Genomic DNA, 26,900 nt, shown 5'->3' on the forward strand with positions numbered 1-26,900 from the left:
CGACTTGTACCGCGGGTCCGAGTGCGCGTAGACGTTCAGCCTCACAATGGATGTCTCTTCCGGAGGTATCGATCACGGGACAGTGTCTGGGCCCACTCATGCGAACCTACTAGCATCCTGCGCGCGTAAAATGTCGCATACATCGCGAAATCCAACGTCTACCTGCGCAATCTCATCCTGACTAAGAAATATCGACGGCTCAAAACGTAAAGTGTCCAGATTGGAAGCCGTCGAAAAGATTCGAATTTTATGTTTACGTAGAAGGTGTCCGCCAATGACAAATGGTAGCGCCTCGAAGCGAACAGATTCGCGTATTTCTGCCGATTCTGAGCTACTTTGATCGCGTAGCTCGAATCCTAGAATTAGACCTTCTCCGCGGACGTCCTTCACGACGTCTGGGTAATCATCTTTTATTTTCAGAAACATCGACTTTGCTTCTAGCCCGCGTTCCGCAGCCATCTTGTAGGCCTTGCCCCCGTCTGCTTCCAACATCTGAAGAAACTTCAACGCAATCCTGCTGGAAAAACCATCTCGGCCAAAGGTGGAGGTATGCATCAACTCGAATTCTTTGCGGTACCGGTTCTCATTTACCAGGACGACACCGAGCTTTGCGATACCACCACCCAAGGCTTTGGCGAGGATTATGTAATCCGGCCGAAGGTCGATATGAGTACCTGCCAAGAACGTGCCAGATCTGCCCATCCCGGATTGAATTTCATCCGACACGAGTGGCACTCCAGTTCGGTCGCAAGCCAGACGTACTGCGCGCGCCAGTTCTTCCGATATTGGAAAAATGCCAGCCTCGCCCAGAATCGGTTCAATTAAGAACGCCGCAAATACCGGGAACGCTCGCTCTACAACGGCCAACTCACCGTCCTGTACGACGAGATCCAGAAGCGAAGCTCGTTCCTCCTCGAGTATTTTGTCGATAACCTCAGGCTGGCTCCGTGGGACGAACCTCGCTTGTGCAGCTAGCGCTTTGAACGGGCCACGAAATTCTTCATTGAAAGTGAGCTGGACGCTGCTGACGAGCTTTCCATGAAAGCCGCCCTCTAATGCGAGAAATAGCGGTGGCCTCAGCTCTGTCTCCAAGTTTCGGCGCTGGAGCTCACTAACCAGACTTTCCAGGTTCGCGTCAACGTCGAGCCTTTCGGCAGCTGCAGTAATGTCAGCACCGTTCATGACAGCTCGGCGTGCAACCTCGACGTTGTTATCGATTCCAGTTTTGAGATCTTTTATCCGCATTCCGCGGTCCAGTTCGGCATGTTTGATCGTAATCTCGACCGCCTCAGCGCCTGAGTTCCCGAACAAGCAAAAATACTTTTCGTCCGTTCGCAATTCGCGTCGAACTATATCGTTTAGCTTTTCAGCCAAGTTGGTTGCGTAAGAGTATCCGGAGAATTGGGCATGAATGGGAGTTTGTTGATCAAGAAGCCATTTCGCGTGCTCGACCAGCACTGGGTTGTTGTGTCCGAACATTAGTGACCCAAAACCGCTCGCAGCGTCGAAGACCCCGACGTGCGTTCCGTCATCAGCAAGGTAGTAGAGCGTATTGCCCTCTGCCCGAACATATTTCAATGCGAGACCGAACTCTGACAACACTTCGACGAGGTAGGAGTCGGCGTACTCGGCGTCAGCGGGATAGTTGCTCATTATCAATCTCCGGTTGATGTTGATCTTGGGTCGTCATCACGCCTATGAGATCGACGTGCAGAATCTTTGTACCCCAGAGCATGACCCGCGCCGGTCACCAGAAGTCCTTCTCACCTCCGTGATTGGTCAATGAACGAGCAGTTACCCCGGACTCAGCGCTGATGGATTGGTTGGCACTAGCGTATGAACACGGGTTCCGTGGCTGCACTCTCCTTGCTATTGCTCAGTCGACGACGAGCGACGTGACCGCAGCGGCCTCGAGACCACGACCTCGTATGACGATCTCGTCGAACATCGTGCCCATTGCTGTGGTGCCCCGCTTTAAGGCCCGTTCTACATCGCTGCGTTCGGCCTGCGACAGAGGTGCACCGGACGCCTCCCGAACCGACTCGGCGTGTCCAAGCAGCAGTGCTGCACGCTTATGCTCACCAATCCTGGAGTATGTGCACGCAACACCTTCGACTGCCAAGGCCACCGCGCGAGAATCTCCAGTTGAACGGGCAATGTCATAGCCCTCCCTGTGCGCGATTAGAGCACTATCGATGTCGCCCCGCATCTCCGCAATGAAGCCAAGCTCTGCCAGGATCAGGGCTACCCCGTGCCCTCCCTCTACTTGCCGGCACCACTCCAACCACCGAAGCAGATGGACCTCGGCAGCCGAGAGGCGTCCCTGTCGCCGTTCCGCCATGCCAAGTCCGATCTCGGCGAACTGCTCGCCAAATGTGTATCCCTGTTCTGCAGCCAATCTCATCGAACGCTCGTGTAACTCACGTGCTTGTGTGTAGTCCCCATGGAGCAGGGAGATCCGGCCCAGCCCCGACAGCTTGTTGGAAACTTCGTTCCACAACCCCAATGTCTCAGCTATGCGCAAGCCCTGGCGGTGTAGTTGTGCCGAACTTTGGTAGTCCCCGTGCACCTCAGCCAATGCAGCCAATGCGTCGGTAGCCTGCAACTGGCCCCATCCATCACCTAAATCGACAAAAAGGCGAAGACTCTCCTCGCCGCGTCGACGAACCGTGTCAAGATCGCCGCGCAAGACCCCGAAGGCGGCCAGGGCGGCGAGCGCTGCAGCCGTTCCCCAGGAATAATCTTGGGCTCGGAACTCAACTAGAGCATCTTCTACACATTCTTCGGCGCTTCTCTGTTCGCCATAGCCGACTCGCACGAATCCCAGGAACCATCGGATCGTTGCTCTCCGAATTGGATCGCAGATTCGGTCTGGCAATTGACCGTATTGGTCGAGCGGATGAATTGTCTTACCCGCACGCAGCGCGAAACCTACCTGCCACGCCCTAGCCTCGCATTCCCTCGAACTTGCCTCGAAACCATCGGGGCCGGTGGCTACCGCTAATGCCATTTCGAATCCTCGGTTAGCTTCGTCTAGTCGACCGCTCAAGAACCAATGCCAAGCAAGCGCGTTGACAATGCGAAACGCCAGTTCTGTTTCATCGCGCGAAGCTGCGGCCGTCTCGAGCGCGGAACTAAAGTTTCCCGACTCAGTATTGGTTTGCTCAAGCCAACGACGCTGGCTCGGTCCTCGCAATTTCGGAGCTGTAGCTTCGGCGAGGTCCGCATAGTAACGAGCGTGCTTTATGCGTATGTCTGGCTCTTCACCGGAATCGCTGAGGCGCTCTTCAGCGTATGCGTGGACAGACTCCAACAATCGGAATCTTCGCACCCCCGCGACATCTATAACACTAACCAAGGAGCGGTCGACCAGACGGGAAATGAGATCGGGTACATCCTGTCGCTCAATCACTCCTCCAGAACAGACATCTTCCGCGGCGGTCAGCAGACACCCGCCGCTGAAGACTGCTAGACGTTCCAGAACAATCTGTTCGTGGTTTGTCAGAAGATCCCACGACCAATCGATCGCTGCACGCAAGGTTTGCTGGCGGACGGGCGCACCGCGTGACCCCATCGTCAACAATGAAAATCGGTGCCCAAGGCGTGCGGCCACCTCATTCACCCCCAGCGTTCGGACGCGGGTGGCCGCTAACTCAAGCGCGAACGGGAGTCCGTCCAGACGTCGGCAGATTTCGGCAACCGAAGTCCGAGTGTGCTCGTCAAGGACGAATCCTGGTGCGACCTCCGAAGTACGGGCTACGAACAATTCGGCTGCGCTGGAACCTTCGATAGATCGCGTGTTGGCTGGGATGGTGAGTGCGGGAACCGTCCATAGTCGTTCACCAGGGACGCCCAGCGGTTCTCGACTCGTTGCCAGGATACGTAAACCAGGCGCAGCCCTCAGCAAGAGGTCACTTACATAGGCCACCTGCTCAACAACGTGTTCACAATTGTCGAAAATCAGCAGGGTATGTTTGGTGCGTAACGACTCGGCCAAACGCTCGACCTGCGTGACCCTCCCTTCTCCCGCAGCCACCCCATCGCGTACGCCCAGTACAGATGCAATCGAATTTGCAACGATCGAGTATCCGCCCAGCTTCGGCTGGTTGCTCAATGTAGATAACTCAACCAGCCAGACACCGTCCGGATAGTCCTCGTCGATGGAGGAACCGACTTCGAGCGCCAGTCGAGTCTTACCTACTCCACCGACGCCATGCAGCGTAACCAAGCGGCTGGCCTCGATGAGGGCCTTTACTTGCACAGTCGCCGAGTCCCGACCAATCAGTGCGCCTACGGATGCAGGCAAGTTCGTGACTTGACGCGCCGCTGTAGTAATTGGGCTGTGACGTGGCGAGAGATCCGGGTCGCGTGACAGGACCGCCTGACGTAACGAGATCAGTTCCGCGCTCGGCTCAAGGCCTAGCTCCTCATCAAGCCGACCACGTAATCCGTCGAAGGCAGCGAGTGCTTCGCTTTGTCTTCCAGACGCGTAAAGAGCCCGTATGTACGCGGCGCACAGCCGCTCTCGAAAGGGATGCCGAGCCAGCAAGTCGCCGAGCTCACCCACCAGGAGCTGATGCTCACCCAAAGAAAGCATCGCGTCTGCCTTGTCTTCGAGGGCCGTGAGGCGCCTCTCCTCGAGCCGTGTGATGATCGGACCCGCAAAGTCTGTGTGGGCGAAGTCAGCCAAAGCCGGACCCCGCCACTCCGCGAGAGCGTCCCCGAGAATCCGCACCTGGAGTCGAACATTATTGCTCGACTGAGCCTTGATTAGTTGCTCCTCAAACCTGCGAAAATCGACATCGCCGTCGTCGACCTCTAGGGAGTAGCCGTGAGAATTAGACAGGATCAAGCTTCCCGCCGTTGGTTCGGCCTCGTCCAGCACCTTCCGCAACTGCCAAATTTTGGTGTGTAGTGCACCGAGCGGGTTGCCAGGAGGAGACTCCCCCCACAGCGTGTCGATGAGCCGATCCGACGAGACCGTACGGCCTTCTCCCGTGAGCATCACCGCCAGCAACATCCGGACCTTCTTCCCCGGCAGCGCCACAGCTTGATCGTCGCGCGTTTGAATTACGAGAGGTCCAAGCACGCCGAATCGCACAAATCTCACCTTATTCTTGGCGACCCAGGTGCGAATCGCATGCACCACTGACTTGAGCCAAGGTGCCGAGAGTGTTTTGAGAGGAGTCCAAGAGGTCTACCGACGAGACTAACAGTGGTAGCAGAAATGTCGGTGGGTCGACAGAACGACCCCTCCGGCGAAACAACGGGATGGAGATTAAGACAATGGGTCAGGAACACCGCGCACCTGTGACGGTTATCGGCTTGGGATCGATGGGTTCAGCGATCGCACAGTCATTTTTGGACAAGGGACATTCGACGACAGTTTGGAACCGTTCGCCCCAACGAGCCGATCAGCTCGTCGCACAAGGTGCCGTTCTTGCCACCACGGTTTCCGAGGCCGTCGCGGCCAGCGATCTGGTCATCATCTGCGTGCTCGACTACCGCGCCATGCACGAGATCCTCAGTTCGACGGGACCAGCATCACCCGGTCGTGCGATCGTCAACTTGACGTCCGGCACACCGGACGAGGCGAGAGAGACTGCCCGCTGGGCCCGGGAACGAGGCAGCGACTACCTCGATGGCGCAATCATGGCAACACCGTCCATGATCGGCTCAGAACACACACTCATTTTCTACGGCGGACCGAAGTCGATCTACGACACTCACGGTGCCACCCTTTCTTCGATCGCAGGTGCGAGCACCTACCTGAGCGAAGACGCTGGCTTGCCGTCGTTGTACGACGTGTCCTTGCTGGGGATGATGTGGACCACCTGGACCGGCTTCATGCACTCGGTTGCCCTGATCGGAACAGAGAATGTAACCGCATCCGCGTTCCTGCCCTACGCAGAGATGTGGTTTGAGCATGTGATCTCACCAGAGGTAGCAAACATTGCACGCCAAGTCGACGAAGGACAGTACACCGACGATGACTCGACCTTGGGCATGCAAATCGCAGCGATCGACCACCTGGTTGATGCGAGCCAGGCGCAGGGTGTGGATAGCGCACTACCTGAGCTCCTTAAGCGTCGTGCGGCCGAAGCCATTGAACGCGGTTACGCAGGTGATGGCTTCACGGCCCTTTACGAGGTGCTTCGGAAACCCACCGCCGATCGGTCGATCTAGAAACCAGCCACCGACCAGAGGAGTAGGAATGGCCGACACAGCTGACCGAGCAGGGATCAAAGAATGGCTCGGACTTGCAGTACTAGCGTTGCCAACGCTGGTACTGGCGATCGACGCGACCGTCCTGTACCTCGCATTACCGCAATTGGGCGCGGACTTGCGCCCCTCGGGTGCCGAGACTCTCTGGATTGTTGACATCTACGGCTTCATGATTGCCGGCTTTCTCATAACGATGGGTAGCGTCGGTGACCGAGTTGGACGACGAAAACTCCTAATGACCGGCGCAGTCGCATTCGGCGCGGCATCAGTCTTGGCTGCCTACGCCAGCGAACCAGCTGTACTCATTGCAGCCCGAGCCCTTCTAGGCATCGCTGGAGCTACTTTGATGCCTTCTACACTGTCGCTCATTAGCAACATGTTCCACGATCCCACGCAACGAGGATTTGCGATCGCCATCTGGGCTTCCTGCTTCTCCGCAGGGGTTGCATTAGGACCATTAATTGGCGGTCTTCTACTGCAATACTTCTGGTGGGGTTCGGTCTTTCTACTTGCGGTTCCTGTGATGCTACTGCTACTGGTGTCCTCGCCGTTCTTATTGCCCGACTCGCGAGATCCGCAGCCTGGCGAGATAGACTTCCTCAGCGTGTTGCTATCCCTAGCGGCCATTCTCCCGATCGTTTTCGGTTTTAAATTGATTGCCGCTGAGGGATTCGGAACCGTCAGTTCGGCCTCTATCATCGGCGGCCTGATATGTGGCGCAGTTTTTATACATCGGCAGCTAACACTCGCGAACCCACTGCTCGATGTCAGACTTTTCAGTCGACCAGCCTTCTTAGGAACTCTGCTTGCCTTACTTATCGGGCTTGCAGCGGTGGGGGTGACCTACATGTTCGTCACCCAGTATTTACAAATGGTCGAGAACAACTCTCCGCTGAGGTCAGGACTATGGCTTCTTCCCTCTGCGGTTGCAATGATCGCATCCTCGATGATTGCCCAGCGCTTGGTCCAAAGATTTGAGGCCGGACAGCTCGTCGCCGGCGCCCTTATCGTATCGGCCGCCGGTTATGCGCTGCTTGGATTCGTAGATGGCCCGGGAGATCTCACGCTCGTCGTCATCAGCCTCGTCGTCGTTTACACCGGCATCGGACCGCTCATGGCTCTAGGCACAAATCTCGTGGTCAGCGCTGCTCCCCCACGACGCGCAGGCTCCGCTGCCGCCATGTCCGAGACTGCAATGGAGTTGGGCCTGGCGCTCGGAATCGCTGTGCTTGGCAGCGTCGGAATGGCTGTCTACAGATCGCAGCTCCCCAGCGGTATACCAGCCGAATCCTCCGCCTCTCTCGCAAACGCCTTGGCAGTATTGGGAGACAACGAAGCGTTACTCCAGGCGTCGAAATATGCGTTCACGTCAGGTCTGAGCATAGTCGGTTGGATAAGCGCAGCCGCTACCGCGGCAATCTCTCTAGCGCTACTTGCACTCTCCCGCCGATCGGGCAGTAGCCCCAATCCTGAATTGAAGGCTGCCATGGACTCCAGTAGCGCAAGAAAGAGCCCCGAGCCATCAAACTGATCTAAAACTTCTGACCTTATTCACACGGGGACGCGCTTTCAATTTTCTTTCGTAGCCAGAAGCACTACCGACTTACAGTCATAATCAAAACTGAGGGAAGTCAAAGTGGAATTTCGACTACTCGGACCATTGGAAGTAATATGCAACGGTCGGCCGATAGCACTAGGCGGAATCAAGCAGCGAGCGACGCTGGGATTCCTTCTGCTGAATGCCAATCAAGTGGTCCCTACCAGCCAGCTGGTGGCAGCGCTATGGCCGACCGAAGACCCCCCTGCTTCGGCCCGAAAGATGCTACAAAACGCTGTCTGGAGTCTAAGACGATCACTAGCGACAATGAAGGAAGGAGACGATATTCAACTAACCACACAAGAACCAGGATACGTGCTGAGAGTGGACCCCGAACTATTGGATCTCACTCAGTTTCAGGACCGAATAGAACGGGCTCGTGCCGCAGACTCGACACCCGAAGTGGCCGCTGGCGAACTCAGAGCCGCGCTTAGATTGTGGCGTGGAAACGCTCTGTCCGATCTGGTAGAAAGCGGAATTTCATGGCCCGAGTTATCAAGTGTCGAAAATCTCAAACTAAGTGCACTCGAAGACTATTTCGATGCTGAACTTGCTTGTGGTCGCCACCAAACAGTGTTGATCGAGCTGTCTTCGCTCGTAGAAGCTGAACCACTGCGAGAGAGATTGTGCAGTCAGTTGATGCTCGCGCTATACAGGAGCGGGCGACATGCGGACGCGTTAGCCGCTTATGGGAGGCTCCGGGTCTCCCTCGTCGACAACCTGGGATTGGAACCGGGACCGGCTTTGCAAGAGCTTCAGCAGTCAATTCTTAACCACGAGCCTACACTGGCCGCCAACAACTTGACATCCGTCAGCGCACTTCACCACACGCTCGAACACGACGCTTTGAACGCTCCGGTTCCGCCTTCGAAACATCCTTCGTCCCGGCGTGCACGTCTGACTATCGCAACTGTTCAAGTCCGTCTACCCACGGGTCCAATCAATGCCGACCCTGCCAAGAAGGACTCAACACTAGCAACGGTGAGCGAAGTGATACAGACTTGCTTCGAAGACTTCGGTGGCACGTTGGCTGCATGTGTTGGCTCAGTTTCCGTGGTGATGTTTCCCGACTGCGACCGCCAGGTCGAAAAGGCAGTGTCCGCCGCACTCACAGTGCGTGACTGGTTTGCCAACGACGTTGACTTGAAGATCTCCCTTGCTCATGGAAGCGTTCTTGTCAAATCTGATTATCGTTCTGTTTTTCCAGTTTTGCACGGCACCTTGATTGACGAGGGTCAAAAAATCTTATCTGAAGCGACAGACAACTCCGTCTTTGTTTCTGCCGGAATACGTGAAATTCTCGGCCAATCCTATAACTTTGCTGCAGACCCCACCGCCGATAGTTACGAAGTCAACAGTATCAACGCGCACATCGAAGCAGAGTATCTCGAGGAATTAAGTCTGATACAGACCCTGATGGATCGAGCCGTGAAATGGAGCAAGCCCCACATCGTTACACTACTGGGCGAGACCGAAAAGTTCGTGGAGACCTTCATTGGATCTGTAACCACCCCTCGAATCATACAAAGCAGGGTTTTGCCAGATGATGACGGCCTGGAACTGTTGGTGAGAACTATTGCCCAGCATTGCAATATTGAACCGGAGATGCTTCTGAATAACAGAGGAACCGTTGATCATTTGGGAAAAGCGAACATCTCTACAACCGATTTGAACGATGCCCTTACCTCTTGGTGCGGATATATCAGAGCAGCCGCTGCTGTTAGGCCGTTAGTTTTGGTATTACGTGACTTACATCTAGCCAAACCTGAGGTGAGGAACGCCGTCCAGTCGCTGGCAGACCCGAACTACCCATTACCATTGGTGGTTGTTGTATCTGCACACCACGACCTGCTACGGTTTAGCCCAAACTGGGGAATCGGCAACCCGCACTCGACGTCAATTAAAATCGACGACACGCCAGAGAATACCAGCAACTACTTGCGCAAAAAGGTTACCTCCACGATATCGGAATACATCAGCGATGTTCCATCAATGGGAGTACATCGTCCGGAACTTCCTCAAAGTAGCTTCTATTCCGATTTTATTGACAACCCTGACTCCATGAACGTGTCGGCCTAGCACGAGAGCGTCGCTCTGTAGGTCGAGATTCTGTTCGACGGTGGAGACCCTGGCGTACCCGTATTTGTGGCCCACGGGGGCTAACCTTGCCAGAACTCATCGTTTCGGGTGGTTTTGGCGCGCCGGGTTTAGCCTACGTGTCTGGCACGGAATTTCAGCTGGTCGAGTTTCGACGCAATGTGGTGGCCGAGGTTGTGCCAGAAACGATCTTGGTCTCAACCGGTCAGCGCATCACCTAGTTCAGCGATTGTCGCTTGCCGGCAAGTGTTTGCCTATTGCAGGCGAGATTTGTTGTCAGGTCGAGATGTTGATCGGTCATGATGGGTCGATGTTGAAACAGGCTCTCGGGTTCGCTTTGTTGGGTGCCCGAGGTGCCTCTGCTTGCTGCCGTACCCGAAGAAGAAAGACACCATCCCAGCCTAGCGATCTCCCAGCGGACGGCTCGGGACCCCGGTGCACCGTAAAGGATCGACGGCCCCCAACCTCACCCACTGGACGCGAGGGCGTGGGGCTGGCTGGGATCGAGGCTGGAGGCGAAGTGGGCGCGCACGGCGTGGCAACGCTGGTCGAGTTCGGCGGCGTTGCCCGCTTCCGCGAGTTCAACTACGCAACGGTTTGTCGAAGAGCGAATCAGCAGAGCACATCGAAACCATGCAAATGGCCTACGAGGATGCGCGCAGGCGGTCGGAGGACCTCTTTCACAAGATGACCGAACTAGGAATGGCGGTCGGAGACGAACTAGATGACTAGGGACCCCTTCAGACTTGGCGAGTGGGGTCGAATCTCGACCACGACGTCGGGTGGCGTCAGCGTGGCGCGCGTTCGCATCAGAGATCAGGACGGTAAGCGACGACTGGTCGAAGCTCGTGGAAAAACCGCAGCCGAAGCGCGGCGGAGGCTTCAGGAAAAAGTTGTCAACCGCGAACCACCCCATCCTTCTCAGCGTGCTGAACTGAGCAAGACGTCCACGATGTCGGAGCTGTTCACCTACTGGATAGCTCAGAAGGCGAAAACTGTTTCGCCGCAGACAATAACGGGCTACAGGCAAGCATGGAACGCCTACTGCGCGGCAGCTGTAGGCGAGATCTTCATCCGTGAGATGACGGCTGGGAAGGTTGACTCTTTGATCAATTCGATCGGAGAGAGGACCATGAGTGGCGCTCGGATGTCGCGGATCGTGATGTCCGGCATGCTCGGTATCGCCGTACGGTTCGACTTCCTCAGCCACAATCCAGTTCGCGATACGCCGAGACCGACCCCAAAGAAGTCCGCTGTCCGCGCGCTGACTCCCGACGAGCTCGACGAATTACGCGAACGCGTGCAGAACTACTCTCGCCACCAGACCGTCGACGAATATGGGGTCGTACGGCCGAAGCTCGGACAACGACCCGGTGCCGATCTCGAGGACATTCTTATGCTCCTGATCGCCACAGGTGCTCGCATCGGTGAGCTCTTGGCTTTGAAGTGGGACCAAGTCGATCTGGACTCGCCGATCCCGACCGTCACATTCAGCGCAACTCTTGTTGTTCCGCGAGCGGCCGGCGAACGCCTCTTCCGTCAGAACTTCCGAAAGGGTGATGCACCTCCGCTTACCGTGGTGCTTCCGCCGTTCGCAGCCACAGCACTCCGACGTAGGCACGCTATGCCAACGTTTCAGAACCCGGAGAACGCGCTGTTCGTGACGGGCACCGGCAATTGGGTGTCGCCGGCGAACGTTCGGAGATCGTGGCGCGCTGCACGCGGCGACGACTTCGACTGGGTTACTCCTCACACCCTCAGAAAGACCGTAGCCACTCTGGTAAAAGAGACTTACGGGGTCGAAGCAGCTCAGATTCAGCTGGGACACGCCAACACGAGGGTCACCGAGGCGCACTATATCCAGCGAGTGACCTTGGCTCCAGACATGAGCGACGCGCTGAACAAGTTTGCGCCCAAGGCTTAGGCATCAATGTCCGGCTGAGCCGGTCGCGTGGACAGTTGGGCCTGGCCCAATCATCGGCAATTCTGGCCAGATCTCGGCAGGCGGGACCGATCGCGCTCGCCGCCACCTGGAACCGATCTGTCCTTGAACTTTCGAGACCATAAACGGACCGCAGGCGCGAAGACGACCTCCATGGGGCGCGCGGAGCTCCTAGCAGGAACGGAGCGAGCAACTCATCACTTTGCCCTCAAAGTGATGAGTAAGTGATGAGTTGGGGCAAAACCCCGCAAAAGCAAAACACCCCGCCTCCAGCTTTACGCTGGTGACGGGGTGTTTCGGTGTGCGCCATCAGGGATTCGAACCCCGGACCCGCTGATTAAGAGTCAGCTGCTCTAACCAACTGAGCTAATGGCGCCGATCCGCACCGCGTGTTCTCTGCGGTGCGGGAGAAACATTAACAGCAGATGCCGCCAGATGTGAAATCGGCTGGTCGGAGCACCTGCATGCGTCAGTTGAAGATCCGGCGAACCACGAGAACTGCCACCACTGCGCCCACTCCGAGGAGGGTGAACTTCACTGCCGGCTCGTTGAGCTTGGCCACCACGGACTGCTTGGTGTTGGCGACGATGTTCTTGGGGCTGGCACGGACGCTCAGCTCGTCCAGGGTGCTGGCGAGCTGATTGCGAGCGGCCTCGATCTCGCGCTCGATTCGGTCGGTGTCCTTGGCCACGTGTCCTCCAACTTGTTGCAAATAGTCTCGGTCGCAGTCGAGCCTAGAGCACGACGATATTTCGATACTCTCGTGCGGTGACCGAATACAGCAAGCTCGAGCCGGGCGACACCGCTCCGGCGTTCACCCTGCCCGATGCCGACGGCAACGACGTCTCTCTCGCCGACTACGCAGGCAAGAAGGTCTGCTTCGTCGACCCGAGCTCCACTTCCGGATTCCTCTACCCGACAGCGGGACTCATCGAGGACAACGTCATTTCCTCCGGTTCCGAGGCCGACATCTCCGCCGCCATGAGTCCGATCTACGCCGGCGGTCACGATGCATCGGCACTTGCAGTCAAGGCCGGAGACTGCGACGCCGGATTCGCCTTCGACACCATGGTCGACCGGACGATGATCGACAACGGCGAACTCGCACCGGGTGAGCTCAAGACGGTGTGGAAGTCCGAGATGATCGCCGGCTCGCTCTTCGCGGCCAACAACGAACTCGGTGCCGACGCCATCGCCAAGCTCGAAGACGTCTTCAGCGAGGGCATGAACTCGGATGCCTTCGTCGCCGACGGCATCTGCGCCGAGGAATGCCGCATCACCGACGAGGACGCCTGGGGCGTCGTCCCGGCGCAGGACAGCGACTACGACGGCGTGCGCACCGTGTGCGAGGTCACCGGCTCCGAGAAGTGCCAGGGCTGATGATGTCCGCACCGATGGACCGAGGCGATATGGTGGTCAGCGTTCGCAACGTCACCAAGACGTTCGGATCCACCACCGCGCTCAAGGACGTGAATCTCGATGTCCACCACAGCGAGATGTTGGTTCTGCTCGGGCTTTCCGGCTCCGGCAAGTCGACGCTGTTGCGGTGCATCAACGGCCTGCATCCCGTCACCTCGGGTAGCGTCACCGCCCTCGACATTCGCGTCGACCTCGCGAACCGGCGCCGGGTACGCGAACTGCGCCGAGATGTCGGCTTCATCTTTCAACACTTCAACCTCGTGGGCCGGTTGAGCTGCCTCGAGAACGTACTCGTCGGAGGTATCGGCCGCCTGTCGATTCCGCGCTACGGCGCAGCCACCTACCCGAAAGCGATGCGCGAGGAAGCGCGGGCGTGCCTCGACCGAGTCGGGTTGGCGGACTTCGCCGAACGGCGCGCCGACACACTGTCGGGCGGGCAGCAACAACGGGTGGCGATCGCACGCACCCTGATGCAGCGTCCGCGGATCGTGCTCGCCGACGAGCCCGTTGCGTCCCTCGATCCCGAGAACGCGGGCGTGGTGATGGATCTGTTGCAGCGAGTGTGCAGCGAGGAGAAGCTGACCGTGGTGTGCACCCTGCACCAGGTCGATCTCGCGCTCGGCTGGGCGCACCGCCTCGTGGGTCTACGAGACGGTCGGGTGGTGCTCGATCGCCCGGCCGCTGGTCTTCAGCGCGAGGACATCATGCCGATCTATCAGCGGATCGCGCCCGACCCCGGGAACAGAACCACGGTGGCACCGACATGACTGTCACCGTCGAACCGAAGCCCGCAAACGCTGCTACACAGAACGATCCGCGGCGACGACGATGGCTGTTCCCGGCGCTGGGCGTCGCCGCGCTCGTTCTCACAATGCTCTCGGCGGGGTACATCGACTTCGCGCCGACGACGTTGATCGACGGTCTCGAGGATGTCGGCAACCTGCTCGAGCGGATGCTGCCGCCTCGCGTCGACGACACCGGCAGGATCGTCTCCCTCGCACTCGACACCTTGCTCATGGCAGTACTGGGCACCGTGCTCGCAGCGATCGTCTCGGTACCGTTGGCGTTTCTCGCGGCGCGCAACACCTCGCCGCATCCGGTCCTCTACAGCATCGCTCGCGCCGTCATCACGTTCTGCCGGGCGATGCCGGACCTGCTGTTCGCAGTGCTGTTCGTCAGGGCGTTGGGAATCGGTGTGCTACCCGGAATCCTCGCCCTCGCACTGCATTCCATCGGTATGCTGGGCAAGCTGTTCGCCGACGCCATCGAAGAGACCGATGTCGGACCACGAGAGGCCCTCCGTGCCGCTGGGGCGGGCTACTACAGGGAAATGATCAACGCCGTTGTTCCGCAGGTCGTTCCGGCGTGGATCGGAGCCTTCGTCTATCGAATCGACATCAACCTGCGCATGTCGGTGGTGCTCGGCTTCGTCGGGGCAGGCGGTATCGGTTTCGCGCTGCAGGACGCCCTGCGGGGCCTGATCTACCCGCGTGCCCTCGGAATCGTGCTGGTGATCCTGGTGATCATCGCCGCGATGGAACTGGCAGCGATGGCTCTTCGTCGCATGTTGCTGGTGCCGTCCGCGGCGGGCCCGCAGCGCGATCGATTGATGCGAATCGGGGCGTCGGCCGTGCTCGTCCTCGCGATCGTGGCGTCGTTCGTGGTTCTCGAATTGGATCCACGCTCGCTGCTGACGTGGATCGGGCCGTCGATCGAGGTGTTCGGGCGAATGGTCCCACCTGACTTCTCTGCGCTGGGAGCGGACCTGTTCGACGCCGCCGTACAGACCGTCGCCATCGGAGTCGTGGCCACCGCAATCGGTATCGTATTGTCGATACCCGTCGGAGTCCTGGCCGCGCGCAACGCAACTCCGCATCCCGCGGTGTACTGGATCGCGAGATCGTGGATCCTGCTGGTTCGCGCCGTCCCCGAACTCATCCTGGCCGTCGTGTTCGTCGCAGCGCTCGGACTGGGCCCGGTGGCGGGAACGTGCGCACTGGCCATAGGATCCGTCGGATTCCTCGGCAAACTCGTCGCCGACGCGATCGAGGAGATCGATCCCGGTCCCCTCGAAGCTGTGGCGTCGGTCGGTGGCGGTTGGTGGAATCGGACGCTGAGTGCCGTTGTTCCTCAGGCCATTCCGTCGATGGTTGGCTCGAGCTTGTATCTGCTCGACGTGAACATTCGTACCTCCACCATCCTGGGGATCGTCGGTGCAGGCGGTATAGGCTTCCTGCTCTTCGAGTCGATTCGTACCCTGAACTTCGACGTCGCCGGTGCCATCGTTCTCGTCATCTTCGTCGTCGTGTACATCGTGGAAAGGATCTCCGGATGGATCAGGTCAATGTTGGTCTGACACGGGCCGCTGTCTGGACCGGCGACGGGATCGACATGTGGGACATCGAGATTCCTACCCTCGAGCCGGAAGATCTGCTGGTGCGAGTCGATCTGGCGACGGTGTGCGGTAGCGACTTGCATACGGTGTCGGGTCGACGGAACGGAGCGTGCCCATCGGTACTCGGTCACGAGGCCGTGGGCCACGTCGTCGCCGTCGGCGATGCCACGTCCATTGCAGCAGTGGGGGATCGGATCGTCTGGTCGGTCACCGTGTCCTGTGGTCGGTGCGACCGATGTATCTCCGGGTTCACTGCCAAGTGTTCGGCTGTGCGCAAGGTGGGGCACGAATCGGCTACGAGCGCATGGACGCTCAGTGGTTCCTACGCCCGGCACATCGTCCTTCCGCATGGAACCGCGGTAGCCCGGGTTCCGCACTCCATGCCCGACGCCGTCGCCGCGCCTGCTGCGTGTGCGACGGCCACGGTCATGGCTGCTCTCGATGCGGCAGGTGCACTCGAGAGCAAGAGGGTGCTGATCGTGGGTGCAGGAATGCTGGGGATCACTGCCGCTGCAGCGGGAGCCGAGCGAGGAGCAACGGTCCGCGTACTCGATCGAGACCCCGAAAGGCAACGGCTCTGTCGTGCATTCGGTGCCGATGAGGACGACGGTGCACAGACGGATGTGGCGATCGACTTCTCCGGATCGTCGTCGGCAGTGCAGGCCGCATTGGGCAGGCTCGACATCGGCGGACGGCTCGTGCTCGCCGGTTCGGTCGCGCCAGGTCCGCCGATCACCGTCGACCCAGAAGCGGTCGTGCGGAATTGGTTGACCGTCACCGGCATCCACAACTACGAGCCGCGGCACCTCCATCAGGCCGTTGCTTCCTACGCGACACCGGTGAGAAGTATCCGTGGGAATCCCTCGTCGAGGCGCCGGTGCCCCTGGCCGAACTCGCATCGGTGTTGCGGCCGACGCCGTCGGGAATTCTTCGGTCGTCGGTCGCTCCGTGAAGAGCGCAATTGGATTGCGTTTTCCGTAGCCGGGATACACCCCTATATGCCCGAAGGTGACACCGTGTTCGTATTGGCCGCGAGGTTGCGTCGAGCATTGGACGGCGCATCGTTGCGCGCCGGAACGCTGCAGGTGCCCGCGCACGCAGTGGAGAATCTTGCCGGGCGAATTGTCGTCGCCCATCGGACCCACGGCAAGCATCTGCTCACCGATTTCGATGACGACACGACGGTGCACACGCATCTGCGGATGAGCGGATCGTGGACGGTGGTGCGGGCCGGTCGGTCGATTCCGCAGCGGGTCCGACCCGACGTGCGGGTCCGGCTCGCCGTGGTCGACGGGCCAACCGCCTACGGAATTCTGCTGCCGGTCGTCGACTACGGATACACGCCGGACATGAACGCGCTGATCGCGCATCTCGGACCGGACCCGCTGCATCCGGCGTTCGACGCCGAGCGCGGTGTTGCCAACATCGCCGCCCAGGGAAGGCGGCCGATCATTGCGACGTTGCTGGACCAACGGGTGATCGCCGGGCCAGGAAATCTGTGGGCCAACGAGCTCTGCTTTCTGCGCGGGCTGTGGCCGTGGACGCCGTCGGGTGATGTCGACGCCCAGCGTTTGGTTGCGTTGCTCGAGCGAGCGATGCGTCATTCGGCGACAGTTCCGGGTGCGATGCAGGTGACCACGGGGGACACTCGCCGGGGCCGTGCGCACTGGGTCGCCGGTCGTGCCGGACAACCGTGCCTGCGGTGTGGAACGTCGATTCGGGTGGTCGCCGAAGTGGACGGTGACCCGGACAAGCGTCGAACGTGGTGGTGTCCGAGCTGTCAACCAGAGTAGTAGCGACGAGCGGTCGATCGCTGTTGTCTCAACGACATAACCGCCCGCGGGTACCGCGTGTTGCCTGCCGATACCACTGACAGCCATTCCTCGTGAGCTGCGAATCGAAACCCCGTCGGGTCGTCAGAAGGTCGAGTTCGTCGGGTGATCGGTGTCGATCAGGTCCTGAGCCACCTGGCGCAAAGGCTGATTCTGTTGCTGCGACAGCTTCGCGAGCAGCTCGAACGCCTGGACTGCATCGAGATCGTAGCGCTCCATGATCATTCCCTTGGCCTGACCGATCAGGTCGCGACTGGCCAGACCTGTCCGGAACTGCTCGTCGTCGCGGGCACTGAGCATTGCGATGGCGGCATGCGCTGCGAGGGCTTCGCCGATCGCGACCGCGTCGGTGTCGAAGGCCGCCTGCTCATCGCTGTAGAAAATCAACGCACCGAGGTCATCGGCATTGCTGTAGAGCTGAAACGCCGCCAAGGACTTGAATCCCTCGTTCACGGCCAGAACCGCGAACTCCGGCCATCTCGGCTCTGCTGTGAGGTCGTGCGATACGACGACGTCGAAGTGGCGAACCTCGGTGGGAATCGGGCCCTCGTCGAGCTCGTACTGCAGTCGACACAGCTTTTCCGCGAGGGGGTCGGTGGACGCTACGACGGTGCGAACACCCTTGCTCACAGTGGTGATGCAGCCGACGGTTGCCCCCGGGATGAGCCGGATGGCGGTGCGCAGAATTTCGCTCATCGTCTCGGGCACCGACCGACGGGTATCGCGCAGGGATCGCGCGAATTCGGCGAGCGAGGATGCAGGGGACGTTCCGGGAAGGTGTACATCGGTCGATGGTCGCGACATCACACGGTCCTCTCGCACAGGACCCCTGCCGTCGTTCGCCGGAGAGATCCACGATCATGCGCCTTTTGCTGGACGCCCGTACCGGCCGTACAGCCAGCGTTGTGCACTGTATACGCCTCCGCCGAGGGGTTGTTCGTCGAACAGCGTGAGGGCCGCCGATCACCTGATCGACGGCCCTCACCGGAATGCGAATTACTTGAAGGTGTCCTTGATGTTCTCGCCGACCTTCTTCACGCCTGCCGAACCCTGGTCCTTCTTACCCTCGGCCTCGAGGTCCTTGTTGTCGGTGGCCTCGCCGACAACTTCCTTGGCCTTGCCGATAGCGTCTTCTGCTGCGTTCTTGGCCTTGTCGATGAAGCTCATGTGAGTCCCTTTCTCGTTTCGTGCGGTGTCAGAGATTGGTCGAAGCTCGAACCGAAAAGCGCACGCCGAGTCGTTGAGATCTGAGTCACACCGGATGCGCACTCGGGCGACGTTTCCAGCAGCGTCGTGGCGGATACATTCGATCGATGGTGGTCGGCAAGGTGGACAGCTTTCAGCGCAGGCACCCGTCGGCGGGTTTTCCGCTCGCGGTCGTGTACAAATTTCTCGACGACAGAGGTGGGTATCTCGCGGCTCTCATCGCGTACTACTCGTTCCTCTCGTTGTTTCCGTTGTTGCTGCTCTTCACCACCGTGTTGGGAATCGTGCTGGCCGGCGACCCGGACCTGCAGACCCGCATCATCGATTCGGCAATGAGCCAGATCCCGGTCATCGGTGATCAACTCGGTCAGCCGGATCGACTCAGCGGCGGAACAACCGCCATCGTCATCGGCGTGGTGGGGTCGCTCTACGGCGGACTCGGAGTGTCACTGGCCGCGCAGTACGCGATGAACACCGCATGGTCCGTCCCGCGAAACGAACAACCGGATCCGATCAAGGGTCGGCTGCGCGGGCTGGTGCTGCTCAGTACCGTCGGCACCGCCATCATCGGCCTGACCGTTCTCAACGGCGTCGCGTCCTCGGGCGTGTTCGGCTTTGCCGGCGGTGCACTGGCACTCGTCGGAGCGGTCGTGGTCAACGCGGTGGTCTTTACCGCCGCGTTCCGAATCGGAACCGCTCGCGCCCTGAGTGTGCGCGAGGTTCTGCCCGGCGCTGCGATCGCCGCGGTGATCTGGCAGGCGCTGCAATCGTTCGGCGGCATCTACATTCGCTATGTCGTCGGCAATGCCAGCGCCAGCAACGGGATATTCGCGATCGTCCTCGGCCTGCTCGGTTTTCTCTACGTCTCGTCGGTGCTGATCGTGCTGTGCATCGAAATCAATGCCGTGCGCGTCGACCACCTGCATCCCAGGGCACTGCTGACTCCGTTCACCGACAACGTCGAGCTCACCGAGGGTGACAAGAACTCCTACACCGGGCAGGCAGAAGCGCAGCGTAACAAGGGATTCCAGGACATCACGGTTACCTACGACGAGCCGGATTCCGTTGTGGGCGAGGACTCGCCGAGTAAGGGAGCCGAGTGATCGAGGCGGCGCAAACGCGCGCGCGTTCGTCAGGTGCGAGTGGATTCGCCAGCCCGGCGGGCACTATTTTGCGGGCGGATGGCAAGTGCGCGCGCGTTTGCGGGGACTGGGGGGCGAGAACCGGGACGGCGAGAACCGGGCCAACTCAAGTGATACCGTCACGAACCGGTCAGCCGGTCGGTGAAAAAGAATCCTGGTTTGTTTCGGCGAAAGCGCATGCGCAAGCGCTTGTATGCGTCTTTGGCTCCTGCAATCGAGCGACGCGACCGCGTGGCCGGGGACAAGGGAGTCCACATGTTCAATCACCGTCGGAAGTCCGCGCTGACGATCGGGACCGCGCTCATGGCAGGCTCGCTCGTGCTCGGTCTGACCGCCTGCAGCAGTTCGGATTCGGACAGCGTCAAGGTCGGGCTCATCACCAAGACGGATTCCAATCCGTACTTCGTGAAGCTGCGCGAGGCAGCGCAGGCGCAGGCGGATTCCAGCGGAGCCGAGCTGGTGGCTCTGGCCGGCGCATTCGACGGTGACAACGAGGGCCAGGTCGCGGCGATCGAGAACCTGGTCGGCCAGGGTGTGAAGGGAATTCTGATCACCCCGAACTCGTCCACAGGAGTCCTCGACGCGATCGAGAAGGCACGTGACGCCGGCGTCGTCGTCATCGCCCTCGACACAGCAACCGACCCCGAGGACGCGGTCGACGCCACGTTCGCCACCGACAACAAGGCTGCCGGAGTGAGCCAGGGCGAATGGGTCAAGGGCACGCTCGGAACCACCGCACCCCAGGTCATCATGCTCGACGGCACCGCGGGCGGCACGGTCGACACCTTCCGTCACGACGGGTTCCTCGAGGGCATGGGCCTGACCGACAGTTCGCCCGAGATCGTCGGCCAGGAGAACACCAACGGCGATCAGACCAAGGCGCAGACCGCCATGGAGAACCTGCTGCAGCGCGCGCCGGGCGTCAATGCGCTCTACACGATCAACGAGCCCGCAGCAGCCGGTGCGTACCAGGCGATTCAGTCTGCAGGACGCGCCGATCAGATCACCATCGGCTCGATCGACGGCAGCTGCACCGGCATCGCGAACGTCAAGTCCGGCGTCATCGGCGCGACGGTGCTGCAGTTCCCGGCGAAGATGGCCGAGCAGGGCGTCGATGCTGTGGTGAAGTTCGCCGAGGACGGCACCAAGCCCAGCGGCTTCAACGACACCGGCTCGCAGTTGGTCACCGACCAGCCCGTCGACGGAATCGATTCGCAGGACACCGCATGGGGCGAAGAGAATTGCTGGGGCTGATCGCGACGCACCGGCGAACACAGGGATCTGATTCGTGAGTACCGATACCGCAGCCGAGCCCAAGACTCCGAGCCGGTTCAACGTGGGGACCATTCTGCGTGAACCGCTGCTCGGGCCGATGGCCGCGCTCCTCATCGCCGTCATCGTCTTCAGCTCGATCTCGAGCTCGTTTCTCAACCCGCAGAACGTTTCTCTGATCCTGCAGCAGTCGGTGGTCGTCGGCATTCTGGCCGTCGGCCAGACGCTGATCATCCTCACCTCCGGTATCGATCTGTCGATCGGCGCGGTGGCGGTGATGGGTTCCATCGTGATGGCGCAGTCGGCCGGCGCGAACGGTCCGGTGGTCGCACTGGGTTCGACGCTTGCCGTCTGCGTTGCGTTCGGTGCGATCAACGGCGGATTGGTCACGGTTCTGCGACTACCACCGTTCATCGTCACACTCGGCACGTTCACCGCGATCCAGGCGGCCACCAGGTTGCTGGCCGGCTCCGAGACGTACCAGGTGCCGAGCGGACCGCTGACGCTGTTGGGCAACTCGTTCAAGATCGGTAGCTTCTCCACGACGTACGGCGTGGTGGTGATGCTGCTGGTGTACGCCGTGATGTGGTACGCGTTGTCCCAAACCTCATGGGGCAGGCACATTTACGCGGTCGGCGGTAGCCGCAGGCCTCGGATCGCTCCGGCATCAAGTCCGGTCGCGTGCTGTTCTCGGTGTACATCGCTACGGGAGTCATCGCGGCGATCGCGGCGTGGGCAGCGCTCGGACGGATCCCCAACGCCGATCCGAACGCGTATCAGAATGCCAACCTCGAGTCGATCACCGCGGTGGTCATCGGTGGAACCAGTCTGTTCGGTGGACGCGGCACCGTCATCGGCACCCTGGTCGGAACACTGATCGTCGGTGTTCTGCGCAACGGACTCACTCAGGCAGGCGTCGACAGTCTGTACCAGAACATCGCGACCGGCATTCTCGTCATCGTCGCGGTGGCCGTCGATCAGTTCGCACGTAGGAGGTCACAGTGAATGCCCCCCTCGCTCTGGAAGCGCGTGGTCTGGTCAAGACCTACGGCAGCGTGACGGCCATCAACGGCGCAGATTTCGAGTTGCGGGCCGGTGAGGTGCTGGCGGTGATCGGCGACAACGGCGCCGGAAAGTCCAGTCTCATCAAAGCGTTGGCCGGTGCCGTGATTCCGGATTCGGGTGAGATCCTGATGAACGGATCGCCCGTGTCGTTCAAGAACACCCGCGACGCACGCGCGGCAGGCATCGAGACGGTCTATCAGGACCTGGCCGTCATTCCGGCCCTCGACATCGCGTCGAACGTGTATCTCGGTCGAGAGATCAAGCGCAAGGGGCTCAGCGGCAGTCTCTTTCGGCGTCTGGACATGCCGAGGATGCGGGAGGAGTCCTCGAAGCATCTGCAGGACTTGAAGATCGGTATCAAGTCGGTCAATCAGGCCGTCGAGACGCTCTCCGGTGGTCAACGTCAGGGTGTGGCCGTAGCGCGGGCAGCAGCGTTCGGACGCGGAGTGATCATCATGGACGAGCCGACTGCCGCACTGGGTGTGCGGGAGTCGGGCATGGTGATCGATCTGATTCGCACGATCCGCGACCGGTGCATACCGGTGGTGCTCATCAGCCACGACATGCCGCACGTGTTCGAGGTCGCCGACCGGATTCACATCCACCGCCTCGGCAAGCGGGCGGGTGTCGTGAATCCGAAGAACCGCACCATGTCCGAGGTCGTCGCGCTCATGACCGGCGCGGAGGAGCCGACCGACGATGAACGCGCCGGCGTCTGAATCGACAAGTCCGGTCGGTGTTTTCGTCGGGCTGGCGACACTCGACATCATCCATCGAGTGTCGGCAGCGCCGGCACCCAACCAGAAGATCACCTCGAGCGCGCAGTTCGTCGCGGCGGGAGGTCCTGCTGCCAACGCGGCAGTGACGTTCGCCGCGCTGGGTGGAACGGCAGTGCTCGTCACCGCGCTCGGAAACGATCCGGTGGCAGCGCTGGTCAAGGCCGACCTGGCGGCTTTCGGAGTGCGGGTGATCGACGCCGCCGAGGGCTTCACCAGGTCCGTTCCCGTCTCGGCGGTGACGGTGATCGAATCGACCGGCGACCGATCGGTCGTATCGGCCGACGCCGTGAATTCCGACGCCTCGCCGCCGGAGGATCTCGCGGCCGTCGTTGCCGGTGCCGACGTCGTTCTGGTCGACGGGCACCACCCCCTGATCGCCTGCGCCGCCGCGGAACATGCGGCGGCGCGGGTTACCACGTTGGTCGTGGACGCCGGTCGCTGGAAACCGGTGATGAGCGAGCTGATTCCGCACGCCACGGACATGGTGTGCTCGGCGGATTTTCGTGCCCCCGGGACCTCGGACACGGCTACGACTGCCGCGGACCTCGTTGCATCCGGTGTGCGTACCGTCGTCACCACCCACGGCGGCGAGCCGGTCGAGTGGTGGTCCGAGGGTTCGTCGGGATCGGTCGATGTGGAGCCGGTTGCAGTGGTCGATACTCTGGGTGCAGGGGATGCGTTCCACGGCGCGTATGCCTACTACTCCACGCAGCCAGGCTCGCTTTCCGAGCGCATCGACAGGTCGGCTCACGTTGCCGCACTGCGCTGCTCGGTGATCGGCCCCAGAGCATGGCTACACGAACTTTCCATCCGCGGACTCGAAAGCGACAACGGTGACCATTGACCAGGACGTACAGGAAGCCACCCTCTCCGAACTCGTGGAGCTGGCGCGAACGCTGGCCGTACCCGGTGAGCGGCGGATACTCGGCCTGACCGGTGCGCCGGGTGCCGGAAAATCGACTGTGGCACAGCAACTCGTCGATGCGCTCGGGCCTGAGCTCGCGGTGCTGGTTCCGATGGACGGATTCCACCTCGCCAACGAGGTGTTGATCGAGCTGGGCCGGCTCGATCGCAAGGGTGCCCACGACACGTTCGACGACGGCGGTTACGCGCGGTTGATCGCGGCCGTTCACGATCAGCAGCCCGGTGGTCCCATCGTGTACGCGCCGAGATTTCGCCGAGAGATCGAGGAGTCGATCGGATCCTCGATCCCGGTCCCGCCGACTGTCCCCCTGGTCATCACCGAGGGCAACTACCTGCTGATGGAGTCCGACGCGTGGCCGGCGGCGCGGGCGATGATCGATGAAGTCTGGTTTCTGGCTCCACACACGAGGGTTCGGCACGAGCGGCTGGTGGCCCGGCACGAGGCCTACGGAAAGTCGCACGAGGACGCGGAGTTCTGGGCACTGGGATCGGACGAACGCAACGCCGAATTGATCGGGTCGACCGCACGCCGCGCCGATCGAATCCTTCGGCTGACATGACGATTCCGCAGAGCCACGAGACCCGACAGCGCTGGGCCGACTGATATGCCCACGATGGACGATGTCGCACGCCTGGCAGGGGTATCGGTTTCGACCGTCTCGCACGTGCTCAACGGAACACGCAACGTCAATCCCGCCACCCGGCAACGCGTCGACGCGGCGATTGTCGAGATCGGGTACCGCCGCAACGTCGTCGCTCGATCGCTCGCGGCAGGTCGGACTCACACCGTGGGACTGTCCATCGCCGCGCTCACCAACCCGTACTTCGGCAGCCTGGTCCATGCCGTCGAGGAGCGGTTGTCCGAGGCCGGATACGTGCTGATCCTCGGTGATTCGCACGACGAGCCGCGGTCCGAGCGCAGGGTGACGGACTCGTTGCTGGACCGTCAGGTCGACGGCATGATTCTCGCGCCCGCGGCGGGCTCCGAATTCTCCACGATTCCCGAGATCGTGCGCAGTGGAACGCCTCTGGTGTTGATCGACCGGATGCTGGACGTCTCCTGTGATCAGGTGGGTCCGGAGAACGACGCGTCGGCGTACGAGCTCACGACTCATCTCCTCGACGCCGGACATCGACGCATCGCGATCGTCCGTGGCATCGAAGGGATCTCCTCCACGACAGAGCGATTCGACGGCTATACCCGCGCACTGGAGGATCGAGGAGTAGAACTCGACCCGCGACTGATTCTCGACGGTCGGTCCAACGTCGAGGTGGCCGAGTCTCGGGTGCGTGAGCTCATGTCGGGTCCTGATCGGCCGTCGGCTCTGGTGTCGATGAACAATTCGATGACCATCGGATCGCTGAAAGCGGTTCGCGGCCTGGGTTTGTCGATTCCCGCCGACCTCGCCTTCGTCTGCTACGACGACTTCGAGTGGTCGGATCTGTTCGAGCCCCGGCTCACAGCGGCGGCTCAGGACGTGCAGACGATCGGCCGAACCGCAGCCGACCTGGTTCTCCGGCGCATCGAGGGGCACGAGGACAAGCCCCGATCGATCCGAGTACCGACCACCTTCACCCACCGAAATTCCTGCGGCTGCACTGCACCTCGAGCCGACATGCCGGCCGCACCCGAAAGATAGGACAGCTCATGCCGATTGCCAGTCCGGACCAGTATGCCGCCATGCTGGATCGCGCCAAGGAAGGTGGGTTCGCCTACCCGTCGATCAACGTCACCGGTTCGCAGACACTCAACGCAGCCCTCCAGGGATTCGCCGAAGCCGAGAGTGACGGGATCATTCAGGTGTCGGTCGGTACCGCGCTCTATCTGTCCGGCAACGCCGTGCAGAACCGTTTCGCCGGATCCAAGGCTCTCGCGCAGTACGCCCACGAGGTGGCGCAACACTATTCGATCTCGGTGGCTCTGCACACCGATCACTGCCCCGCCGAGAATCTGGACGACTGGGTGCGGCCCCTGCTGGCCGACGCGATCGAACGACGCGGCCGCGGGCTCGACCCGCTGTACCAATCGCACATGTGGGACGGTTCGGCTGTGCCGCTGGACGAGAACCTGCGTATCGCACGCGAATTGCTCGATCTGTCGATGGAGGCGAACACGATCCTGGAAATCGAGGTCGGCGTCATCGGCGGCGAGGAGGACGGGGTGTCACACGAGATCAACGAACAGCTGTACTCGACGGTCGACGACGCGCGCGCCACGATCGCTGCGCTGGGCGCGGGGGAGCGCGGTCGGTACATGACGGCCTTGACCTTCGGCAACGTGCACGGCGTCTACAACCCCGACTCGGTGCACCTACGACCCGAGATCCTCGACGAGATCCAGTCCGTCCTCGGAGCCGAGACCGGTAAGGACAAGCCCTTCGATCTGGTGTTCCACGGCGGATCGGGATCGAGCGCTGCAGACATCGCCTCCGCCGTCGCCAGCGGGGTGATCAAGATGAACATCGATACCGACACCCAGTACGCGTTCACCAGATCCATCGCCGGTCACATGATCGGCAAGTACGACCAGGTCCTCAAGGTCGACGGCGAATACGGAAACAAGAAGGCGTACGACCCCCGATCCTGGGGCAAGCCGGCCGAGACGGCGATGGCGGCTCGGGTGGTCGAGGCGACACAGATGCTGGGCTCGGCAGGGCGCACGATGCGCTGAGAATTCCTTTCGCCGAGTGTGTCGAAATCTGTGGACCGGTTCCGTCCCAGGGGCGAATGCGGCAAGAATGGCCGCATCGAACGTCAGGAGACACCATGGCCAAGTACCTCATGCTCAAGCACTACCGCGGCGCTCCGGAGCCGATCAACAACGTCCCGATGGACCGGTGGACCCCGGCGGAAGTGGACGCCCACATGCAGTACATGAACGATTTCGCCGCGCAGCTCGAAGCCACCGGTGAGTTCGTCGACGCCCAGGCCCTGGCCCCCGAGGAACCTGGGTCAGCTCCGGCGGTGAGGGCAAGCCACCGGTCACCGACGGTCCGTTCGCCGAG

The 26,900-nt window shown here is 60.8% G+C and carries 19 protein-coding genes, 1 tRNA gene and 4 pseudogenes; 18 read left to right on the top strand and 6 right to left on the bottom strand.

Annotated elements, in window-relative coordinates; genetic code table 11:
• Window positions 1–96: 96 nt before the first annotated feature.
• Both RHBS_RS01200 and RHBS_RS01205 read right to left on the bottom strand, forming a co-directional pair.
• Complete coding sequence (locus RHBS_RS01200) at window positions 97–1,653, bottom strand: aspartate aminotransferase family protein (protein WP_183130108.1); 1,557 nt, start codon at window positions 1,651–1,653, stop codon at window positions 97–99.
• A 223-nt stretch (window positions 1,654–1,876) separates the two neighbouring features.
• The gene (locus RHBS_RS01205) at window positions 1,877–5,101 is read right to left on the bottom strand and encodes a BTAD domain-containing putative transcriptional regulator (RefSeq protein ID WP_121872290.1); all 3,225 of its coding nucleotides are present in this window, start codon (window positions 5,099–5,101) and stop codon (window positions 1,877–1,879) included.
• A gap of 185 nt (window positions 5,102–5,286) precedes the next feature.
• On the opposite strand from RHBS_RS01205, the gene RHBS_RS01210 reads away from it, so the two are divergent.
• The 4 genes from RHBS_RS01210 to RHBS_RS01230 all read left to right on the top strand — a co-directional run bounded on the left by RHBS_RS01210 (window position 5,287) and on the right by RHBS_RS01230 (window position 11,843).
• Entirely contained in the window at window positions 5,287–6,186 is a 900-nt protein-coding gene (locus tag RHBS_RS01210) for an NAD(P)-dependent oxidoreductase (RefSeq protein WP_121872289.1), read from the top strand.
• 28 nt (window positions 6,187–6,214) lie between these two features.
• Complete coding sequence (locus RHBS_RS01215) at window positions 6,215–7,756, top strand: MFS transporter (RefSeq protein WP_183130107.1); 1,542 nt, start codon at window positions 6,215–6,217, stop codon at window positions 7,754–7,756.
• A 105-nt stretch (window positions 7,757–7,861) separates the two neighbouring features.
• Entirely contained in the window at window positions 7,862–9,901 is a 2,040-nt protein-coding gene (locus RHBS_RS01220; RefSeq protein ID WP_121869373.1) for an AfsR/SARP family transcriptional regulator, read from the top strand.
• Between the two features lie 1,150 nt (window positions 9,902–11,051).
• Window positions 11,052–11,843: a tyrosine-type recombinase/integrase gene (locus RHBS_RS01230; RefSeq protein ID WP_187298319.1), complete on the top strand. Its 792-nt coding sequence runs from the start codon at window positions 11,052–11,054 to the stop codon at window positions 11,841–11,843.
• A 320-nt stretch (window positions 11,844–12,163) separates the two neighbouring features.
• On the opposite strand, the gene RHBS_RS01235 is transcribed toward RHBS_RS01230, so the two are convergent.
• Together RHBS_RS01235 and RHBS_RS01240 are read right to left on the bottom strand one after the other, a co-directional pair.
• Window positions 12,164–12,237, bottom strand: a tRNA-Lys gene (locus RHBS_RS01235).
• Window positions 12,238–12,330: 93 nt separating this feature from the next.
• Window positions 12,331–12,552, bottom strand: a complete 222-nt coding sequence (locus RHBS_RS01240; protein ID WP_032375974.1) for a DUF3618 domain-containing protein — start codon at window positions 12,550–12,552, stop codon at window positions 12,331–12,333.
• A 119-nt stretch (window positions 12,553–12,671) separates the two neighbouring features.
• Between RHBS_RS01240 and RHBS_RS01245 the strand changes: the two are divergent.
• The 5 genes and pseudogenes from RHBS_RS01245 to RHBS_RS01265 form a co-directional block, all read left to right on the top strand.
• A pseudogene (locus RHBS_RS01245) lies at window positions 12,672–13,241 on the top strand (PhnD/SsuA/transferrin family substrate-binding protein); the annotation flags it as partial.
• Between the two features lie 29 nt (window positions 13,242–13,270).
• Window positions 13,271–14,047, top strand: coding sequence for a phosphonate ABC transporter ATP-binding protein (phnC, locus tag RHBS_RS01250; RefSeq protein WP_237668918.1), 777 nt, complete (start codon window positions 13,271–13,273; stop codon window positions 14,045–14,047).
• A 104-nt stretch (window positions 14,048–14,151) separates the two neighbouring features.
• Window positions 14,152–15,636: a phosphonate ABC transporter, permease protein PhnE gene (gene phnE, locus RHBS_RS01255; protein ID WP_237668922.1), complete on the top strand. Its 1,485-nt coding sequence runs from the start codon at window positions 14,152–14,154 to the stop codon at window positions 15,634–15,636.
• A pseudogene (locus RHBS_RS01260) lies at window positions 15,612–16,627 on the top strand (zinc-binding dehydrogenase). Before phnE ends, RHBS_RS01260 begins: the two are co-directional and overlap by 25 nt.
• A gap of 46 nt (window positions 16,628–16,673) precedes the next feature.
• Complete coding sequence (locus RHBS_RS01265; RefSeq protein ID WP_121870900.1) at window positions 16,674–17,468, top strand: DNA-formamidopyrimidine glycosylase family protein; 795 nt, start codon at window positions 16,674–16,676, stop codon at window positions 17,466–17,468.
• Window positions 17,469–17,591: 123 nt separating this feature from the next.
• Here RHBS_RS01265 and RHBS_RS01270 read toward each other — a convergent pair whose 3' ends face one another.
• Complete coding sequence (locus RHBS_RS01270; protein WP_121870899.1) at window positions 17,592–18,311, bottom strand: GAF and ANTAR domain-containing protein; 720 nt, start codon at window positions 18,309–18,311, stop codon at window positions 17,592–17,594.
• Window positions 18,312–18,503: 192 nt separating this feature from the next.
• Window positions 18,504–18,674 carry a CsbD family protein gene (locus tag RHBS_RS01275; RefSeq protein WP_121870898.1) on the bottom strand — a complete coding sequence of 57 codons (171 nt, stop codon included), beginning with the start codon at window positions 18,672–18,674 and terminating at the stop codon, window positions 18,504–18,506.
• Between the two features lie 146 nt (window positions 18,675–18,820).
• Here RHBS_RS01275 and RHBS_RS01280 point away from each other — a divergent pair, with 146 nt between their 5' ends.
• The 9 genes and pseudogenes from RHBS_RS01280 to RHBS_RS01320 all read left to right on the top strand — a co-directional run.
• A complete protein-coding gene (locus RHBS_RS01280) occupies window positions 18,821–19,816 on the top strand; it encodes a YihY/virulence factor BrkB family protein (RefSeq protein WP_187298320.1) in 996 nt (331 codons plus the stop codon).
• Between the two features lie 294 nt (window positions 19,817–20,110).
• Entirely contained in the window at window positions 20,111–21,109 is a 999-nt protein-coding gene (locus RHBS_RS01285) for a substrate-binding domain-containing protein (protein ID WP_121872682.1), read from the top strand.
• A gap of 118 nt (window positions 21,110–21,227) precedes the next feature.
• Window positions 21,228–22,132 (top strand): annotated as a pseudogene (locus RHBS_RS31680) (ABC transporter permease).
• Window positions 22,129–22,911: an ATP-binding cassette domain-containing protein gene (locus RHBS_RS01295; RefSeq protein ID WP_128644645.1), complete on the top strand. Its 783-nt coding sequence runs from the start codon at window positions 22,129–22,131 to the stop codon at window positions 22,909–22,911. Before RHBS_RS31680 ends, RHBS_RS01295 begins: the two are co-directional and overlap by 4 nt.
• Entirely contained in the window at window positions 22,892–23,815 is a 924-nt protein-coding gene (locus RHBS_RS01300; protein WP_128644646.1) for a PfkB family carbohydrate kinase, read from the top strand. Before RHBS_RS01295 ends, RHBS_RS01300 begins: the two co-directional genes overlap by 20 nt.
• Window positions 23,805–24,455 (top strand): nucleoside/nucleotide kinase family protein, encoded by a 651-nt coding sequence (locus RHBS_RS01305; RefSeq protein WP_128644647.1) that lies wholly within the window; start codon window positions 23,805–23,807, stop codon window positions 24,453–24,455. Before RHBS_RS01300 ends, RHBS_RS01305 begins: the two co-directional genes overlap by 11 nt.
• A gap of 54 nt (window positions 24,456–24,509) precedes the next feature.
• On the top strand, window positions 24,510–25,535 hold the full coding sequence (locus tag RHBS_RS01310; RefSeq protein WP_237668919.1) for a LacI family DNA-binding transcriptional regulator: 1,026 nt from the start codon (window positions 24,510–24,512) through the stop codon (window positions 25,533–25,535).
• Between the two features lie 8 nt (window positions 25,536–25,543).
• Entirely contained in the window at window positions 25,544–26,566 is a 1,023-nt protein-coding gene (gene fbaA / locus RHBS_RS01315) for a class II fructose-bisphosphate aldolase (RefSeq protein ID WP_128644649.1), read from the top strand.
• A gap of 95 nt (window positions 26,567–26,661) precedes the next feature.
• Window positions 26,662–26,900 (top strand): annotated as a pseudogene (locus tag RHBS_RS01320) (YciI family protein); the annotation flags it as partial.

This window comes from Rhodococcus sp. BS-15 (assembly GCF_000813105.1).
Classification (GTDB): Bacteria; Actinomycetota; Actinomycetes; order Mycobacteriales; family Mycobacteriaceae; genus Rhodococcoides.